This is a genomic window from Kitasatospora sp. NPDC058032, from assembly GCF_042885845.1.
In the GTDB taxonomy this organism is placed as follows: Bacteria; Actinomycetota; Actinomycetes; order Streptomycetales; family Streptomycetaceae; genus Kitasatospora.
Genome location: NZ_JBHVRK010000020.1, coordinates 139,047 through 157,092 on the forward strand (window position 1 = coordinate 139,047; position 18,046 = coordinate 157,092).

Annotated in this window: 16 protein-coding genes; 13 read left to right on the forward strand and 3 right to left on the reverse strand. The window is 73.2% G+C overall.

Translation table 11 applies throughout. The features are described 5' to 3' along the window. Positions 1-55: 55 nt before the first annotated feature. From ACFVUH_RS27920 to ACFVUH_RS27930, 3 genes are all read left to right on the forward strand, one after another. Positions 56-1,366, forward strand: coding sequence for a CynX/NimT family MFS transporter (locus tag ACFVUH_RS27920; protein ID WP_387916045.1), 1,311 nt, complete (start codon positions 56-58; stop codon positions 1,364-1,366). 65 nt (positions 1,367-1,431) lie between these two features. Then, the gene (locus ACFVUH_RS27925) at positions 1,432-1,554 is read left to right on the forward strand and encodes an SGM_5486 family transporter-associated protein (RefSeq protein ID WP_355374605.1); all 123 of its coding nucleotides are present in this window, start codon (positions 1,432-1,434) and stop codon (positions 1,552-1,554) included. A gap of 161 nt (positions 1,555-1,715) precedes the next feature. Next, positions 1,716-2,243, forward strand: coding sequence for a histidine phosphatase family protein (locus tag ACFVUH_RS27930; protein WP_355374602.1), 528 nt, complete (start codon positions 1,716-1,718; stop codon positions 2,241-2,243). Between the two features lie 235 nt (positions 2,244-2,478). Here the strand turns inward: ACFVUH_RS27930 and serB are convergent, their stop codons facing one another. Next, positions 2,479-3,753 (reverse strand): phosphoserine phosphatase SerB, encoded by a 1,275-nt coding sequence (gene serB, locus ACFVUH_RS27935; protein ID WP_355374600.1) that lies wholly within the window; start codon positions 3,751-3,753, stop codon positions 2,479-2,481. A gap of 328 nt (positions 3,754-4,081) precedes the next feature. Here serB and ACFVUH_RS27940 point away from each other — a divergent pair, with 328 nt between their 5' ends. From ACFVUH_RS27940 to ACFVUH_RS27950, 3 genes are all read left to right on the forward strand, one after another. Continuing rightward, on the forward strand, positions 4,082-6,709 hold the full coding sequence (locus tag ACFVUH_RS27940) for an FHA domain-containing protein (protein ID WP_387916025.1): 2,628 nt from the start codon (positions 4,082-4,084) through the stop codon (positions 6,707-6,709). A 322-nt stretch (positions 6,710-7,031) separates the two neighbouring features. Continuing rightward, the gene (locus ACFVUH_RS27945; RefSeq protein ID WP_387916047.1) at positions 7,032-8,129 is read left to right on the forward strand and encodes a GAF domain-containing sensor histidine kinase; all 1,098 of its coding nucleotides are present in this window, start codon (positions 7,032-7,034) and stop codon (positions 8,127-8,129) included. Next, a complete protein-coding gene (locus ACFVUH_RS27950) occupies positions 8,122-8,772 on the forward strand; it encodes a response regulator transcription factor (RefSeq protein ID WP_355374594.1) in 651 nt (216 codons plus the stop codon). The genes ACFVUH_RS27945 and ACFVUH_RS27950 overlap by 8 nt, the downstream gene beginning before the upstream one ends. Here the strand turns inward: ACFVUH_RS27950 and ACFVUH_RS27955 are convergent, their stop codons facing one another. Continuing rightward, entirely contained in the window at positions 8,773-9,573 is an 801-nt protein-coding gene (locus ACFVUH_RS27955) for a hypothetical protein (protein WP_387916026.1), read from the reverse strand. Positions 9,574-9,722: 149 nt separating this feature from the next. Here ACFVUH_RS27955 and ACFVUH_RS27960 point away from each other — a divergent pair, with 149 nt between their 5' ends. The 6 genes from ACFVUH_RS27960 (at position 9,723) to ACFVUH_RS27985 (ending at position 15,410) form a co-directional block, all read left to right on the forward strand. Further along, complete coding sequence (locus ACFVUH_RS27960) at positions 9,723-10,514, forward strand: ABC transporter ATP-binding protein (protein ID WP_387916028.1); 792 nt, start codon at positions 9,723-9,725, stop codon at positions 10,512-10,514. A gap of 221 nt (positions 10,515-10,735) precedes the next feature. Beyond that, positions 10,736-11,158, forward strand: a complete 423-nt coding sequence (locus tag ACFVUH_RS27965) for an NfeD family protein (protein WP_355374586.1) — start codon at positions 10,736-10,738, stop codon at positions 11,156-11,158. Between the two features lie 10 nt (positions 11,159-11,168). Then, complete coding sequence (locus ACFVUH_RS27970; protein ID WP_355374583.1) at positions 11,169-12,227, forward strand: SPFH domain-containing protein; 1,059 nt, start codon at positions 11,169-11,171, stop codon at positions 12,225-12,227. A gap of 175 nt (positions 12,228-12,402) precedes the next feature. After that, positions 12,403-13,161, forward strand: a complete 759-nt coding sequence (locus tag ACFVUH_RS27975) for a sulfite exporter TauE/SafE family protein (RefSeq protein ID WP_387916030.1) — start codon at positions 12,403-12,405, stop codon at positions 13,159-13,161. A 106-nt stretch (positions 13,162-13,267) separates the two neighbouring features. Next, positions 13,268-13,570 carry a 4a-hydroxytetrahydrobiopterin dehydratase gene (locus ACFVUH_RS27980; protein WP_387916032.1) on the forward strand — a complete coding sequence of 101 codons (303 nt, stop codon included), beginning with the start codon at positions 13,268-13,270 and terminating at the stop codon, positions 13,568-13,570. A 97-nt stretch (positions 13,571-13,667) separates the two neighbouring features. Further along, complete coding sequence (locus tag ACFVUH_RS27985; RefSeq protein WP_387916034.1) at positions 13,668-15,410, forward strand: PQQ-binding-like beta-propeller repeat protein; 1,743 nt, start codon at positions 13,668-13,670, stop codon at positions 15,408-15,410. Between the two features lie 110 nt (positions 15,411-15,520). Here the strand turns inward: ACFVUH_RS27985 and ACFVUH_RS27990 are convergent, their stop codons facing one another. Beyond that, positions 15,521-16,057: an HNH endonuclease gene (locus ACFVUH_RS27990; protein WP_387916035.1), complete on the reverse strand. Its 537-nt coding sequence runs from the start codon at positions 16,055-16,057 to the stop codon at positions 15,521-15,523. A gap of 302 nt (positions 16,058-16,359) precedes the next feature. On the opposite strand from ACFVUH_RS27990, the gene tyrS reads away from it, so the two are divergent. Next, positions 16,360-17,622, forward strand: a complete 1,263-nt coding sequence (tyrS, locus tag ACFVUH_RS27995) for a tyrosine--tRNA ligase (RefSeq protein WP_355374682.1) — start codon at positions 16,360-16,362, stop codon at positions 17,620-17,622. The last annotated feature ends 424 nt before the right edge of the window (positions 17,623-18,046 follow it).

An 18,046-nucleotide genomic window follows, 5' to 3' on the forward strand; every position in this document is an offset into this window, starting at 1 on the left:
GGGTCGGGCCATCATGCCAATTCACGGATGCACTAATTCATCCCATCATTCTATGATGACTCGCATGTCGTCCGCAGCAGACACCGCAGACCCCGCCACCGCCTCCCCCCGCGCCGGTGGCCGGCCGCAGACCGAGCGGCCCGCCCCGACCGGCCGCAGCTCCGTCGGCTGGCTCTTCGCCCTCGCGATCGCCGCCGCCGCGTTCAACCTCCGCCCCGTGGTCACCAGCCTCGGGCCGATGCTCGACCAGGTCCGCACCGACCTCGGGATGAGCCCGACGGTGGCCGGCCTGCTCACCGCCGTCCCCTCGCTCTGCTTCGCCCTGTTCGGCTTCGCCGCGCCCGGCCTGGCCCGCCGGCTCGGCCCGGTCGCCGTGGTCACCGCGGGCATGGGCGCGATCACCGCCGGCGTGCTGGCCCGCTCCTTCGCCGGCAACACCGCCGTCTTCCTGCTGCTGACCGCGCTCGCGCTGGCCGGAGTCGCGGTCGCCAACGTGCTGCTCCCGGTGGTGATCAAGCGGTACTTCCCGGACAAGGTCGGGCCGATGATCGGCCTGTACTCGATGGCGCTGTCCGGCGGCACCGCGCTGGCCGCGGCCGTCGCCGTCCCGCTGACCAGCGCGCTCGGCGGCGACTGGCGGGTCGGCCTCGGGGTGTGGGCCGCGCTCGGCGCCCTCGCCCTGCTGCTCTGGGTCCCGGTGCTGCTCACCCGCCGCAAGCAGGGCGGCGGGCCGTCGGACGGCCGGGGCGCCGGGACGAAGCTGCCGATCACCCGCAGCCGCACCGCCTGGGCGCTGGCCTGCTTCTTCGGCTGCCAGGCGACCGGCGCCTACGTGGTGATGGGCTGGCTGCCGAAGATCTTCCAGGACTCCGGCATCTCTGAGGGCACCTCCGGCGTGCTGCTGGCGCTGACCATGGTGATCGGCGTGCCGGTCTCCTTCGTGCTGCCCAACCTGGCCGCCCGCCGCGGTGACCAGCGGCTGTTCGTGGTGGTGCTGGCGGCCTTCGGCATCGCCGGCTACCTGGGCCTGGCGTTCGCCCCCGCCGCCGCGCCGTGGCTGTGGGCGGTCCTGGTGGGCCTGTCCAACTGCGCCTTCCCGCTGGTGCTGACCCTGATCGGCCTGCGCGCCCGGTCGGCCGGCGGCGTGGCCCAGCTGTCCGCCTTCGCCCAGGGCGTCGGCTACCTGATCTCGATCCCCGGTCCGATCCTGATCGGCCGGCTCTACCAGGCGACCGGCGAGTGGTACCTGCCGCTCGGCTTCCTGGCGGTGCTGCTGGTGCCCCAGATGCTGTTCGGCCTGCGGGCGGCCCGGGCCCGGCACATCGAGGACGAGGCGGTCCCGGCCCAGGTCGCGGCCGCGGCCTGACGGGCCCGGCCCGGCGCGGCGGGGTCGGTGGTGGACGGGCGTGTCCGGGATGGGAGAATCCGGGCATGCCCGTTCTCGAACCGAACCCCACCGACGGCCACAAGAAGCTCGGCCAGATCGCCGCGATCATCGGCGGCATCGTCGTGCTGCTGATCATCGTCGCGACCGTCGCCCAGAACCTGGGCTGAGCGGAACCCGGACCGGCCGTGATCCCGGCCGACCGGAAACCCGGGTCGGCCGGACGACGACCTCCGGGTGAACCCCGCATGATGGCACCGCCCGCCCCGTCCGGTGGCGGCATCGGGCAGCATCGCGCTCCCGGCCGGCTTTTCTGCCAAGCTTGCTGGGTATGAGCGCCGACACGCCCCGCAGGATCATCGTTCTCCGCCATGCCAAGGCCGACTGGCCGAACGGCGTCGACGACCACGAGCGGCCGCTGGCCGACCGGGGCCGCCACCAGGCCCCGGAGGCCGGACGCTGGCTCGCCGACTCCGGGATCAACCCCGACTACGTGCTCTGCTCCGACGCCCTGCGCACCCGGGAGACCTGGAAGCTCGCCGCGCACGAGCTGCCGAAGCGCTCGCGCCGCACGGTGTACGAGAACCGGGTCTACGAGGCGACCCCGGGGGAGATCATCGCCGTCCTCCAGGAGACCCCGGACGACCACGCCGACCTGGTGCTGGTCGGCCACAACCCGGGGGTGCTCGGCCTGACCCAGGTGCTGGCCGGCGACGAGGGCGACCGGGACGCGCTGGAGCGGCTGCGGCTCGGCGGCTTCCCGACCGCCGCCATCGCGGTGCTCAGCTTCTCCGGCTCCTGGAAGGACGTCGAGCCGGGCGTCGCCGCGCTGGTCTCGTACTTCACGCCGCAGGACTAGCGCGTGTCTGACAATTCCCGCCGGGCGGGCGGCGTCAGGGCACGCACCTCGCCGCGTTGTCGTCGGTCGCCGATGCTCCGCATGGACTCCCTCCTCCGCCTTGCGATGCACGCACCCTGACGCCGCCCGCTGATCCGACGCGAATTGTCAGACACGCCCTAGCGCCCGCGGAACGCCGAGGGGCGCGCGGACCAGGTGTCCGCGCGCCCCTCGGCGTCCGCCACGCAGGGCCCCGTCAGACGGTCGCCGCGGCGCCGTCCTCGGCCGGATCGTCCAGCACGTCGGCCGCCTCGACCTCCTCGCGGGTGATCCCGAGCAGGTAGAGCACGGTGTCCAGGAAGGGCACGTTCACCGCGGTGTCCGCCGCCTGCCGCACCACCGGCTTCGCGTTGAACGCCACGCCCAGCCCGGCCGCGTTCAGCATGTCCAGGTCGTTGGCGCCGTCGCCGATCGCCACCGTCTGCTCCAGCGGCACCTTGGCCTGCTCGGCGAACCGGGCCAGCCAGCGCGCCTTGCCCGCCCGGTCGACGATCTCGCCGACCACCCGGCCGGTGAACTTCCCGTCCACCACCTCCAGGGTGTTCGCCGCCGCGAAGTCCAGCCCCAGCTGCTCCACCAGGTGGTCGGTGACCTGCGTGAACCCGCCGGACACCACCGCCACCTGGAAGCCCAGCCGCTGCAGCGTGCGGATCAGGGTGCGCGCGCCCGGGGTGAACCGCACCTCCGCGCGCACCTTCTCGGTCACCGCGGCGTCCAGCCCGGCCAGCAGCGCCACCCGGGCGTGCAGCGACTCGGCGAAGTCCAGCTCGCCGCGCATCGCCGCCGCCGTCACCTCGGCGACCTCCGCCTCGCAGCCCGCGTGGGCGGCGAACAGCTCGATCACCTCGTCCTGGATCAGCGTCGAGTCGACGTCCATGACCACCAGCCGCTTGGCCCGCCGCTCCAGCCCGGCCGCCACCACCGCGACGTCCACCCGCTGGGTGGCCGCCTCCTGCGCCAGCTCGGCCCGCAGCCGGTCGGTGGCCACGCCCGAGACGGCCAGCTCGACGGCGGTCACCGGGTACTTGGCGAGCCGGAAGACGCGGTCGATGTTGCCGCCGCCCTCGGTGATCCGGGAGGTGAGCGCGGCGACGGCGGAGGCGGTGAGCGGGTGGCCGAGGACGGTGACGTGCGAGCGGCCCTCCCGGCGCGGCCGGTTGTCGCCGATGCCGGAGATGATCTCGGCCTGGAGCCTCTGGTCCTCGGCCCAGCGGTGCACCAGGGCCCGCAGCCCGCCCTCGGCGCCGGCCGCGGCGGGGGCGGTGACCAGGGCGCACAGCGTTATCCGGCCACGGGTCACCACCTGCTCGATGTCGATGACCTCGACGCCGTACCCGGCCAGGGTGGCGAAGAGCCCGGTGGTGATCCCGGGGCGGTCCTTGCCGAACACCTTGACGAGCAGGGTGCGCCCGTCCTCGGTCCGGGGCTGCGGTGCGGGGAGCGGCTCGGCGGCCAAGGGCGATGCGTTCATGGTGCCTCCCACGCTACCCGCAGCCCGCCGCGGCGACGGCACCCGTCCGGGTCGTGGACGGGCCTGCGGACCCGCCCGCGGACCGGCCCGCGGAGGGGCCGGAGGAGGCGCCCGGGGAGGGGCCCGCGGACCGGCGGCGGAGCCGGCCGCCGGAGGGTGGTCCGCCGGTGGTCCGCGAATCGTTGCCGCCTGGTCACAGTCCGCGGGGGCGGCTATCACCCGTGCCCGGCGGGCTGGAATGATTCCCCCGTCAGATTCACGATCATTTTCGCCCCCACCTGACCGGGGCGCACCATCGGGGGAACCGAGAGAGCGGGGCAGACGAGCAGTGCCGCAACTCGTCATCGAGATCAACGGACAGCAGCGGGTCCTGGAACCCGGGCGGTCCTACACCATCGGTCGCAATCCGCAGTCGGACTTCCAGTTCGACGACGCGCGGGTCTCCTGGCAGCACGCCACCATCTCGTTCAACGGGGCGGGTTGGCAGCTGGACGACCACGGGAGCACCAACGGCACCTACACCGGCGGCGCCCGCACCCTGCAGGCGCAGCTGTTCCCGGGCGCCGTGGTCAACCTCGGCAACGCCGAGAACGGCCCCCGGCTCGCCTTCTCCGCGCCGGCTGCCCAGCCCGCCGCCCAGGCCCAGGCCTGGCACGAGGCGACCACCAGCCGCAGCCCCGCCCCGCAGCCGCACGCCGCCGCGCCGCAGCAGCAGTGGCAGGCCCCGCCGGCGCAGCAGCCCGTGCAGCCCTACCCGCAGCAGGCGCAGCCGTACGCGCAGCCGCCCGTCCAGCACGGCCAGCAGCAGCCGTTCCCGCAGCAGCAGGGCCAGCAGCAGCCGTTCCCGCAGCAGCAGGGCCAGCAGCAACCGGTCCCGCAGCAGCAGGGCTTCCCGCAGCCGTCGCCCGCCGTCCACGACGGCGGCCCGCAGCCGACGGTCATCCGCAACCTGACCGCCGGCATGAAGACCATCCGGATCGGCCGCGCGCTCGACAACGACATCGTCGTCTCCGACCTCCAGGTCTCCCGCCACCACGCCGAGCTGCGCCAGCTGCCGGACGGCCGCTACGAGATCGTCGACCTCGGCAGCCACAACGGCATCTTCCTCAACGGCCAGCGCGTCGAGCGTCAGCTCATCGACGCGCAGGACCGGCTGACCGTCGGTCACTCCAGCTTCGTGCTGGTCGGCGACCAGCTGCAGGAGTTCGTCGACACCGGCGCGGTCTCCTTCTCCGCCCGCCACCTGACCGTCGAGGTCGAGCACAAGGGCGCCAAGAAGATCCTGCTCAACGACGTCAGCTTCGGCGTCCCGGAGAAGTCCCTGGTCGCGGTCATCGGCCCGTCCGGCTCCGGCAAGTCGACCCTGCTGCGCGCCCTCACCGGCTACCGCCCGGCCGACCGCGGCGACGTCCTCTACGACGGCCGCAACCTCTACAAGCAGTTCGCCGAGCTGCGCTCGCGGATCGGCCTGGTGCCGCAGTCGGAGATCCTGCACAAGGAACTGACCGTCCGCACCGGCCTCAAGTACGCGGCCCGCCTGCGCTTCCCCGGCGACACCGAGCCGCGCGAGCGCGAGGCCCGGATCGACGAGGTGCTCTACGAGCTGCGCCTGGACAAGCGCGCCGACAACCGGATCACCGCGCTCTCCGGCGGCCAGCAGAAGCGCGTCTCGGTCGCCCTGGAACTGCTCACCAAGCCCTCGCTGATCTTCCTGGACGAGCCCACCTCGGGCCTCGACCCGGGCATGGACCGCGAGGTCATGCAGATGCTGCGCGGCCTCGCCGACGACGGCCGCACCATCCTGGTCGTCACCCACTCGGTGGCCGAACTCGCGCTGTGCGACCGGCTGCTGGTGATGGCACCGGGCGGCTCGGTGGCGTACTTCGGCCCGCCGGACGAGGCCCTGCACTTCTTCGGGTACGAGACCTGGGCCGATGTCTTCCAGGCCTTCGAGAACTACCCGGACCACGACTGGGCCGGCCGCTACCGGGGCTCGGTGCACCACCAGCAGTACTCGGCCGACGTCGAATCCGGCGCCGCGCAGCCGGTGCAGTCCGCGCAGATCGTGCAGGAGGCCGTCCGCCCGCCGAAGCCGCAGAGCTGGGGCTCGCAGCTGTGGACGCTGATCCGCCGCTACGTCTCGGTGCTCGCCTCCGACCGCGGCTTCCTGGCGCTGTCGATCCTGCTGCCGGCGGTGCTCGGCGCCGTCAGCGTGCTGATCCCCAACGAGCCCGGCCTGGCCCGCAACCCCAAGACGCAGCTCGGCCTGAACAGCGGCGCCGCGACGATCATGCTGATCCTGGCGATCGGCGCCTGCTTCTCCGGGGCGGCCAACTCGGTCCGCGAGCTGATCAAGGAACGGGCGATCTACGAACGGGAACGGGCCACCGGGCTCTCCCGCTCGGCGTACATGATGTCCAAGATCATCGTGCTGGGCTTCTTCAGCGTGATCCAGGGCGCGATCATCTCCGCCGTCGGCTTCCTGCCGCGCAAGCTGCCCTCCGAGGGCCTGGTGGTCAAGAACCTGCCGATCCTGGAGATGAGCCTCGGCCTGATCCTGCTCAGCTTCGCCTCGATGATGTTCGGCCTGGCGATCTCCGCGCTGGTGAAGACCGCCGAGAAGACCATGCCGCTGCTGGTCATGTTCGCGATCATCCAGGTCGTCTTCACCGGCTGTCTCTTCCAGGTCTTCTCCAAGCCCGGCCTGGAGCAGTTCGCCTGGCTGATGCCGGCCCGCTGGGGCACCGGCATGGTCGCCACCACGCTGGACCTCTCGCATCTGCTCGGCCCCTGGAACAAGGACTTCCAGAACCCCGAGTACGACGCGATCTGGGGCCACAACGCCGGGCAGTTCTGGTTCGACGCCGGGATCCTGATCCTGATGTCGGTCGTCATCGGCATCGTCGTGACCCGCCTGCAGCGCCGTCACGAGCCCGAGGTCATGCAGAAGGGCTGACCGCCCGCCGACCGCCTGCCGACCGCCCGCGGGGGCGGCCCGCCCCACCGGGGGAGGGCCGCCCCCGCGGCGTTCCCGGGGCCATCCTGCGCCCTGCGGGGCCTAGGTCCGCAGACCCGGGCCCGGCCCGGCCCCGGGACGGACGCGCGGGCCCCGCACCCGGCGGTAGGTTGGCGTCATGCCCACCGTGCCACGCGACCACCGGCACGCCGGACCGCTGCCCACCGACCGGATCCCGGTCGGCCCGCCGCCCGACGGCACCCTGCCCGCCTGCGAACCCTGCCTCGCCGGCATCGAGGCCGTCAGCCAGGCCCTGCTCGCGATGAGCCGCCACCTGGAGGTCCGCGAGGTCCTGCGCCGGATCACCGCCTCCGCCCGCCGCCTGCTCGGCGCCGAGTACGCCGCCCTCGGCGTCCCCGACGACCACGGCGGCTTCGCCCAGTTCGTCGTCGACGGCGTCACCGACGAGCAGTGGAAGGCCATCGGCCCGCTGCCCCGCCAGCACGGCGTGCTCGCCGCGATGTTCCACGAGACCGGCGCCGTCCGGCTCGACGACGTCCGCAGCGCCCCCGCCTTCGGCGGCTGGCCGGACGCCCACCCCGAACTCGGCGCCTTCCTCGGCATGCCGATCCTCGACCCCGACCACGCCGAGGACGAGCCCGGCGTCCTCGGCGTGATCTACCTCGCCAACAAGCAGAGCGGCGGCGGCTTCACCGACCACGACGAGGAACTCCTGCGGATACTCGCCGCCCACGCGGCGCTCGCGCTCTCCAACGCCAGCCTCTACGAGCGCAGCCGCGAACTCACCCTGGCCGGCGAGCGCGCCCGGATCGCCCACGACCTGCACGACGCCGTCGCGCAGAAGCTCTTCTCGCTGCGCCTCACCGCCAAGGCCGCCGCCAAGCTCGTCGACCGCGACCCGGCCCGCGCCCGCGAGGAACTCGCCGAGGTCGCCCGGCTCGCCGCCGAGGCCGCCGACGAACTGCGCGCCGTGGTCGTCGAGCTGCGCCCCGCCGCCCTGGAGGAGGACGGCCTCAGCGCCACCCTGGCCTCCCAGGTGCAGGTCCTGGACCGCGCCCACGCCGCCGACATCGCCTTCGCCGCGGACCGGGTCCGCGCCCTGCCGCAGGCCCAGGAGGGCGCCCTGCTGCGGGTCGCCCAGGAGGCCCTGCACAACGCGCTGCGCCACTCCGGGGCCCGCCGGGTCACCGTCACCCTGGCCGGCACGCCCGCCCGCGGCGCCGTGCTGCGGATCAGCGACAACGGCCGGGGCTTCGACCCCGACTCGGTCCGCCGGGCCGGCCGCCACCTCGGCCTGGCCTCGATGCGCGACCGCGCCGCCGCGGTCGGCGGCCGGCTCACCCTGGACTCCGCCCCCGGAAAGGGCACGGTCGTCGAGATGGAGGTCCCCGGTGCCTGACACCGTGCCCGCGATCCGCGTCCTGCTGGTCGACGACCACCAGGTGGTCCGCCGCGGCCTGCGCACCTTCCTGGAGGTGCAGGACGACATCGAGGTGGTCGGCGAGGCCGCCGACGGCGCCGAGGGCGTCGACCGGGCCCGCGCCCTGGACCCCGACGTCGTGCTGATGGACCTCAAGATGCCCGGCGTCGACGGCATCGAGGCGCTGCGCACGCTCAAGGAGGAGGGCAGCCGGGCCCGGATCCTGATCGTCACCAGCTTCACCGAGCACCGCACCATGGTCCCCGCCCTGCGGGCCGGCGCCGCCGGGTACGTCTACAAGGACGTCGATCCGGAGGCCCTGGCCGGCGCTATCCGCTCGGTCCACGCCGGCCACGTGCTGCTCCAGCCGGAACTCGCCGAGGCGCTGCTCGCCGACGACGGCCCGCGCCCCCCGCAGGGCCGCGGCGGCACCCTCACCGAGCGCGAGCGCGAGGTGCTCGGCCACATCTCCGACGGCCGCTCCAACCGGGAGATCGCCCGCAGCCTCCACCTGTCCGAGAAGACGGTGAAGACGCACGTCTCCAACATCCTCATGAAGCTGGACCTCGCCGACCGCACCCAGGCCGCCCTCTGGGCCGTCCGCCACGGCGAGACCCGCTAGCTAGGCCCGCTCCTCGTCCACCAGCGCGTTGTACGCCGCCACCTGGGCCCGGCGGGCCGTGCGCCACAGCGGCGCCAGCACCGCCTGCCGGGCCGCGATCTCCGAGGCGCTCACCGCCGCGCCGTGGCTGCCCGAGGCGATCGACAGCAGCGCCGCCACCTGGCGCGCCGACTCCAGCACCCGCACCGCCCGCGGCGGGTACCCCGGCGCGAGCAGCTCGTCGTGGCCGCGCCGCCGAAAGGCCTCCAGCGCCCGCAGCGCCTCGGGCCCGGCCCCGGCGACGTCCAGCTGGGTCAGCAGCAGGGTCGCCCGGCGCAGCCCGTCCGCGAGCTCGAACTCGGCCTCGTGCAGCGACGGCACGTCCGCCGGCGGCGCGTCGTTCACCTCGGAGCAGTGCCACAGCACGGTCGCCGACCGGTCCCCGGCCGGGCCGAACACCTCGATCTCGGGGACCAGCCCCAGCGGCGCCCCGACCGCCAGCACCGCCTCGCCGGCCGCCATCGCCCGCTCGTTGAACGGCGCCGGCCCGGTCAGACCCAGCGGGTGCCCGGCCGACGGCAGCGCCAGCCGCAGGCCCTGCACGCCCAGCACCCGCAGTCGTCCCAGCGCCCAGGTGAGCCCGTGCCGCTCGTCCGGCCCGTCCCCGGGCAGACCGGCCACCCGGTGGCCCTCGTCGGCCCCCAGAACGGCCGCGGCGGCGTTGTCGGGCGGCACCAGACCGGCCAGCAGGGCGTTGCCCCAGGCGGCCAGCCGCCCCGAACGGGGCTCTTCGTACGGATTGTCGGCAGGAGAGACGAGCATCCGGCCAGCCTACGGAATCGGCGGCCATCCGCGTGGCGTAGGTTTGCCCATGCGTGTGCGGCGCACCCACTCCGTGCCACCGGCCACCAGGGGTAGGCTGCCCGCCCGCACCGACGGCCGAGATATCTGTTTTTGGGGAAGGCGTAGGCATGAGCGACGTGCTGGAGCTGGTGGACGTTTCCGTGGTCCGGGAGGGGCGCGCGCTGGTCGACCAGGTCTCGTGGTCCATCTCCGAGGGCGAGCGCTGGGTCATCCTCGGCCCGAACGGCGCCGGCAAGACCACCCTGCTGCAGATCGCCTCCTCGTACCTCTTCCCGACCGCCGGCAAGGTCACCGTCCTCGGCGAGAAGCTCGGCGAGGTGGACGTCTTCGAGCTGCGCTCGCGGATCGGCCTGGCCGGCGCCGCGATGTTCGACAAGCTGCCGGCCGAGCAGACCGTGCTGCAGACGGTGCTGACCGCCGCGTACGGCATGACCGTCACCTGGCAGGAGACCTACGAGCAGTCCGACGAGTCCCGCGCGCTCGCCCTGCTCGACCGCCTCGGCATGGCGAGCCTGACCGACCGCCGCTTCGGCACCCTCTCCGAGGGCGAGCGCAAGCGCACCCTGATCGCCCGCGCCCTGATGACCGACCCCGAGCTGCTGCTGCTCGACGAGCCCGCCGCCGGCCTCGACCTCGGCGGCCGCGAGGACCTCGTCCGCCGCCTCGGCGCCCTGGCCCAGGACGAGTTCGCGCCGGCCATGGCGATGGTCACCCACCACGTCGAGGAGATCGCCCCCGGCTTCACCCACGTCCTGATGATCCGCCAGGGCAAGGTGCTCGCCGCCGGCCCGATCGACACCGAGCTGACGGCACGCAACCTCTCCAGGTGCTTCGGCCTGCCGCTGACCCTGGAGCGCCACGGCGACCGCTGGTCCGCCCAGGGCCTGCCGCTCGGCTGACACCGGATCGGCTCCGCGCCGACTCCGCACGGGCTCCGCGCACGGGTCCGGTACGGGCTCCGTACAGGCTCTCCGCGCGGACCCCGGGGGGCTCCGCCGGGTCCACCGGACCCCCGTCGAACTCGGTCGAACCGGAACCGGTCGCACGCGCGACCGGTTTCCGCCCCTCCACCTGCGGGAACTGACCGCCTCGAAGGCCCTTCCCTCCCTAGGATGGACACGTGGACAGCTGGATCTGGTGGCTTCTGGTCGCCGTCGGCCTCGGTATACCGTTGGTGATCACCGCGATGCCGGAACTCGCCATGTTCGCGATCGGCGCGCTCGTCGCGGCCGGCGTCGCGGGCTTGGGCGCCGACCCGGTCTGGCAGGTCCTGACCTTCGTCGCGGCCTCGGTCGCGCAACTGGTCGTCGTCCGTCCCGTCGCCTACCGGGCACTGCGGAAGGGCCCGCAGATCAAGATGGGCATCGAGGCGCTCAAGGGCGCCACCGCGGTCGTCGCGGAAAGGGTCGACGCGGAGGGCGGCCGGATCAAGCTCAACGGCGAGATCTGGTCGGCCCGAGCGCTCCACCCCGAGCAGGTCTACCAGCCGGGGGAGCAGGTCGACGTCGTCGAAATCCAGGGCGCGACCGCCCTGGTCGTCTAGGGGAGAGTCCGTGGAACCCGTCCTTATCGTCCTGGTCGTCCTGGTCGTGGTGGCCTTCATCGCGCTGATCAAGACGATTCAGGTCATCCCGCAGGCCAGCGCCGCGATCGTGGAGCGCTTCGGCCGCTACACCCGGACGCTCAACGCAGGCCTGAACATCGTCGTCCCGTTCATCGACCGCGTCCGCAACCGGATCGACCTGCGCGAGCAGGTCGTGCCGTTCCCGCCGCAGCCGGTGATCACCCAGGACAACCTGGTCGTCAACATCGACACGGTGATCTACTACCAGGTCACCGACGCCCGGGCCGCCACCTACGAGGTCGCCAGCTACATCCAGGCGATCGAGCAGCTCACCGTCACCACGCTGCGCAACATCATCGGCTCGATGGACCTCGAATCCACCCTGACCTCGCGCGAGGTCATCAACGCCGGTCTGCGCGGGGTGCTCGACGAGGCCACCGGCAAGTGGGGCATCCGGGTCAACCGCGTCGAGCTGAAGGCCATCGAGCCGCCGACCTCCATCCAGGACTCGATGGAGAAGCAGATGCGCGCCGAGCGGGACAAGCGCGCCGCGATCCTCACCGCCGAGGGCAACCGGCAGTCGCAGATCCTGCGCGCCGAGGGCGAGAAGCAGGCCGAGGTCCTCAAGGCCGAGGGTGAGGCCCAGGCCGCGGTGCTGCGCGCCGACGGTGAGGCCGCCGCCATCCGGACCGTCTTCGAGGCGATCCACGAGGGCGACGCCGACCAGAAGCTGCTCGCCTACCAGTACCTCCAGACCCTGCCCGAGCTGGCCAAGGGCGACGCCAACAAGCTCTGGATCATCCCCAGCGAGGTCGGCGACGCGCTCAAGGGCCTCGGCGGCGCCTTCACCGGCCTGACCGGCAACGGCGGCGGTGCCAACGGCAGCGCGCCGGCCGCCCACGGCGCCGCCCCGGCCGCGCCGCCGGCCGCCACCCAGGTCCCGATCGACCCGGCCGCCGGCCCGCGCCCGCTGGACACCGACACCAAGGGTTCCGCGCGGCCCCGGATCGACCCGCTCCGCGAGTACCGCAAGAACGACCCCCAGTGACCGGCCGGTAGGTCCCGGACGTCCTCGGGCCCGTCCCCGTTCCGCACGGGGGCGGGCCCTCGGGCGCGACGGGCCCGCGGCCGTGTGTCGTACGTCCCGAATCGCGGGTGCCTCTGGAACCCCCACCGGTCCGTCCGGCATGATCACCGCGACAGGACCCCACGGGAGGTGGCTCATGACGCTCTGGGAGGCGATCGCCGTCCTGGCGGCAGGCGTCGGCGCCGGAATGATCAATGTGATCGTCGGCTCCGGCACACTCATCACCTTCCCGGTGCTGCTCGCCGTCGGCCTTCCCCCGGTCACCGCCAACGTCTCCAACTCCTTCGGCCTGGTGCCCGGCTCGCTCAGCGGCGTGATCGGCTACCGCCGCGAGCTGGAAGGCCAGGGCGCCCGGCTCGCCCGCTTCGGCACCGCCTCGCTGCTCGGCGGCGTGCTCGGCGCCTACCTGCTGATCGAACTGCCCAGCGCCGCCTTCGACGCGATCGTCCCGGTGCTGATCCTGCTCGCCCTCGTCCTGGTGGTGCTGCAACCCCGGGTCGCCCGGGCCGTCGCCGCCCGCCGCCGCCCCGACGGCGACCCGCACGGCGGGGTGCCGCTGCTCATCGGGATCTTCCTCACCGGCGTCTACGGCGGCTACTTCGGCGCCGCCCAGGGCGTGCTGCTGCTGGCCCTGATGGGCATGCTGCTCCAGGAGGACCTCCAGCGCATCAACGGCGTGAAGAACGCTCTCGCGATGATCGTCAACGGCGTCGCGGCGCTGTTCTTCCTCTTCACCTCGACGGTGAACTGGGCCGCCGCCGGCCTCATCGCGGTCGGCTCGCTGGTCGGCGGACTGGTCGGCGCCAGGGTCGGCCGCCGGCTGCCGCCGCAGGCGCTGCGCGCGGTCATCGTGGTCGTCGGCCTGGCCGCCGTCGTCAAGCTGCTCACCGACTGAGGCCGCGCTTCGAGGTGTCGCCGACGCCCGACGGCCCGGCCTCTATATCGTCCTGTGCGGGCACGTCCCGAACGAACTGACAGCGACCGGCGACAGGAGTGGACCGATGAGCCGCGAACGGCTGACCGAGGACGAGATCACCGCCGGGCTGGCCGCCCTGCCGCACTGGAGGCGCGAGGGCGACACCATCGTCCGGACCGCCGACGCCCCGGACTTCCCCGCCGGGATCCGGGTCGTCGTTTCCGTCGCCGGCACCGCCGAGGCGATGGACCACCACCCCGACGTGGACATCCGCTGGCGCACCCTGCGCTTCGTCCTCTCCACCCACAGCGCCGGCGGCCTCACCGCCCTCGACCTCGACCTCGCCGCCCGGATCGACGACGCCCTGGCCGCCGAGTCCGCCCGATAGGGCACACCTGACAGAGCCGGAACCGTTCCCTCCGGGCCGCGCCGGGGCCGTGAGATGCTGGCTGCCGCAGCGCAGGCGGTCGGGAGGGACGGAACGGATGGCGCAGGACCCCCTCGGCGACGGCCACCCGCAGCCGTGGTACCCCCAGCAGGCGGGCCACCAGCAGGCGGACCCCCAGGGACCGGAGGCGCCGTACCTCCCGTACGACCCGTACCACCCCTACGGCCAGGGGCAGCAGCAGCCCGACGCCTACGTCCCGGACGCGCACCCCCACGACGGGCAGTCCCAGCACCCTCAGCAGCAGTACGCGCCCTACGTCGTCGTGCCGCAGCAGCCGGCGGGGGAGGAACTGTACGTGCCCGCCGGTGCCGAGTACACCGCCGACGGCTACATCCAGCCGGCGCCCGAGCCCGAGCCCTCGCCCGCCGCGGACGTGGAGGCGGCCGCGGAACCCGCGCCCACCGCCGCCCCGGCGTCCTCCCGGCGCGCCCGCCGTGGCGTACGACCCGGCCCCGCCGAGTCCGCCGCCCCCGGCCGGCGCGCCCTGCTGGTGCGCACCGGCGCCGGGGTGGCCGCGCTCGGCGTCCTGGTCGCGGCCGGCCTGATGGTGAGCGCCGAAGGCGGCGGCAGCGCCTCCGCCGACGGTTCCGGCGAGCCCGGCTTCACCTCCGCCCACAGCCGGACCTGGGCCGCCCGGGCCGACGCCGGCGGGCCCGGCGGCGACGACACCCTCGTCGGCAGCTGGCTGCTCGACGGCGCGGTGGTGCGCGCCGACGCCACCGGCGTGCGCGCCTACGGCCTGACGGACGGCCGACCGGTCTGGGCGGTGGAGCCGCCCGCCGCCGGCGCCGTCCCGTGCGGGCTGTCGCCGACCGTCAACCGGGCCGGTCTGGGAGCCGTGCTGTTCCGGCCGCAGGCCGACCCGAAGAGCCCGTGCGCCCTGGTCACCGCCGTCGACACCAAGGACGGCCGGGCGGCCTGGACCAAGCCGCTCACCGATACCAAGGGCCCCTACGGCGCGCGCGTCGGCGTCACCGACGACAAGGTGATCGCGGTCGGCGACAGCCACGCCGTCGCCTGGCAGTCCGCCGACGGCGCGGACGTCTGGCAGTACACCGGGCAGGGGAAGTTCTGCACCCTCTCCGGCGGCGTCTCCGGCGGGACCGTCCTGGTCGCCAGCAGCTGCGCCGACTCCACCCCCATCGACCAGGCCGTCGCGCTGAACACCGCCGACGGCAAGGTCTCCTGGTGGCGCGGCCTGAACAACCGGCCGAAGACGGCGACCGTGCTCTCCGCCGAGCCGCCCGTCGTCCTCACCACCGGCGAGAAGCCCGAGGACGACCGGGTGTTCGCCTGGGGCCCGGCCGGCGACCCCACCGCCGAGATCCCGGTCGCCGACGCCGACGGCCGGCTCGACGTCGCCCACGGCACGTTCTCGGCCACCCCCGGCGTCTTCTTCCACGACCGCACGATGGTCACCACGGTCACCACCGCCGCCTCGGCGAACGGCGCCGGCGGGCCGGTCGCGGTGGTCGGCCACGACCTGGACACCGGCAAGCAGCGCTGGCGGACCCCCGCCCGGGAGAAGGGCGCCGCCCGGGCCGTCGGGGTGGACGGCGGAGCGCTGGTGCTCGCCGTCGACGAACGCAGGGAGCAACCGGCGCACCTCAGCCGCTTCTCCCTGGACGGCGGACACGAGACGGTCGGCGGCGACTTCCCGTCCGGCACCGGCTCGCTGCTGGTCTCCGGGCGCGTCCTGATCGGCGGCGGCCGGATCGTCGCCGTCCCCGAGCACTCGACCAACTTCGGTACCGCGACGGGCTTCCGGGCCAAGGAATGAGCGCGCGCCGGGCCGGGAACCGACCTCCCCCGTCGGTCCCCGGCCCGGCTTTCCCCCTTGTTTCCCCCCAGTTCGTGGTCCGCCTCGGGCCACTCGGCCCGCGCGCCCGCTCAGGCGGCGGACGGCGCGGGCGCGGCGACGGCCTGGGCCGGCAGCCAGTCGGCCAGCTCCCGGACGTCCGAGCCGCGCAGCCCCAGCGCCATCATCAGCGTCGCCTGCGGCGTCGGGACGAACGGTTTGCGGAGCAGCCTCATCCCCGCCTGCTCCGGCGTCCGGTCGGCCTTGAACTGGTTGTCCTCCGCGCAGGCGGCCACCGTGTTCAGCCAGGTGTCCCCGCCACCGCGCGACCTCGGCTGCAGGTGGTCCACCGTGGTGGCCCGCCGCCCGCAGTAGGCACACAGGTGCTGGTCGCGGACCAGAACCCCGCGGCGGGACCACGGAGCCTGTTGTCGGAACGGCACCCGGACGTACCGCTGGAGTCTGATCACCCGCGGCACCGGTACCGTCACCCCGGTCCCGCGCATGGTGCGCAGTGGGTGCGCCTGCTCGACCACGGCCTTGTCCTGGAGCACCAGGACCACGGCGCGCTGGAGCGACACCGTCGTCAGCGGCTCGTAGCTTGCGTTCAGAACCAGCGTGCTGCGCACCTCGGCCACCCTTCCGCGGGCGTGCCACGGCGGCACGACCGTCCTCACCCACGTCACTGCCGCCGCGCGGCGGTGGGACCACTGTGAAGGGGCTCCCCGCCGTCGAACAACGGAATTTCCGGTGTCACGGAGGGGCATGACCACGTCGGAACCGGGCCTTCGCGGCGCGGCCGCGCCAGTGCGGCGAAAACTCGCCGGCGGCGACCGCGTAGGCTCTACAGCGCTGGAGTCGTCCTGCACCGGGACCCGATCGAACCGGGCCCGCACCGGACGGGACGCCCGACCGAAGGAGAATCGTGACCGTGACGGACATCGTCGACGAGCTGCGGTGGCGTGGCCTGATCGCCCTTTCCACCGACGAGGACGCACTGCGCAAGGCGTTCGCGGACGGCCCGGTCACGTTCTATTGCGGCTTCGACCCGACGGCCCCGAGCCTGCACCTCGGCAACCTGGTCCAGATCCTCACCATGCGCCGCATCCAGCAGGCGGGGAACCTCCCGCTCGGCCTGGTCGGCGGTGCCACCGGTCTGATCGGCGACCCGAAGCCCACCGCCGAGCGGGTGCTCAACGACCCCGAGACGGTGGCCGGCTGGGTGGAGCGCCTGCGCGGGCAGATCTCCCGGTTCCTGGACTTCGAGGGCCCGTACGCGGCGCGCATGGTCAACAACCTGGACTGGACCTCCGGGATGTCCGCGATCAGCCTGCTGCGTGACGTGGGCAAGTACTTCCGGGTCAACAACATGATCGCCAAGGAGGCCGTCGCCCGACGGCTCAACTCCGACGCGGGCATCAGCTACACGGAGTTCAGCTACCAGATCCTCCAGGGCATGGACTACCTGGAGCTGAACCGCCGCTACGGCTGCACCCTGCAGACCGGCGGCAGCGACCAGTGGGGCAACCTCACCGCCGGCACGGACCTCATCCGCAAGGCCGACGGCAAGTCGGTGCACGCGCTGGCCACGCCGCTGATCGTCAAGGCCGACGGCACCAAGTTCGGCAAGACGGAGTCCGGCACGGTCTGGCTCGACCCCGAGCTGACCACCCCGTACGCCTTCTACCAGTTCTGGCTGAACGCGGACGACCGGGACGTCCCCAACTTCCTGCGGATCTTCAGCTTCCGCTCGAAGGAGGAGATCGAGGAACTGGAGCGCGAGACCACCGAGCGCCCGGCCGCCCGCCTCGCTCAGCGCGCCCTCGCCGAGGAGCTGACCACCCTGGTGCACGGCGCCGACCAGTACGAGCGCGCGGTCGCCGCCTCCAAGGCGCTGTTCGGCCAGGGCGACCTCGCCGACCTGGAGGCCCCCACCCTGGCCGCCGCGCTCGCCGAGGTCCCGAAGGCCGCGGTCACCGAGCTCCAGCCGATCGTGGACCTGCTGGTCGCCGTCGGCCTCTCCCCGAGCCGTTCGGCCGCCCGCCGGACGATCAAGGAGGGCGGTGCCTACCTCAACAACGTCAAGGTGACGGACGAGGAGGCGGTGCCGGCCGAGGCCGACCTGCTGCACGGTCGCTGGCTGGTCCTGCGCCGGGGCAAGCGCAACCTGGCCGCAGCCGAGCTGAGCAAGTGATCGAACCGGCCGCGATGGCCGGAACACGATGCCGCTGACCTGCGGCTTCGACCCTGAGGGGCGGGATCCAGCCGGATCCCGCCCCTTGAGGTTTGACGATGTCCTCCAGGTGGCCTAGTGTTGAACGAGTCGCTGAAGCGGCCACCCCACTCAGCGCACCACGCTCCAAGCATGAATTTCGAGTGACACTCGGAATGCGCTAATGTGGAGGGCGTCGCGAAAAGTGGCCCCGGACCAGTTCGGGAAATCGGATGAATGAAACTCCGGAAAACGGAGCGGAAAACATCTGATAAGCTGGAAACACGAAAGAACGAAGCGCCCGGAGGGCCCGCTGGAAGGCGGCTCGAAGGAAGCGTCCGTTCCTTGAGAACTCAACAGCGTGCCAAAAGTCAACGCCAGATATGTTGACATCCCCGGCCTCGGA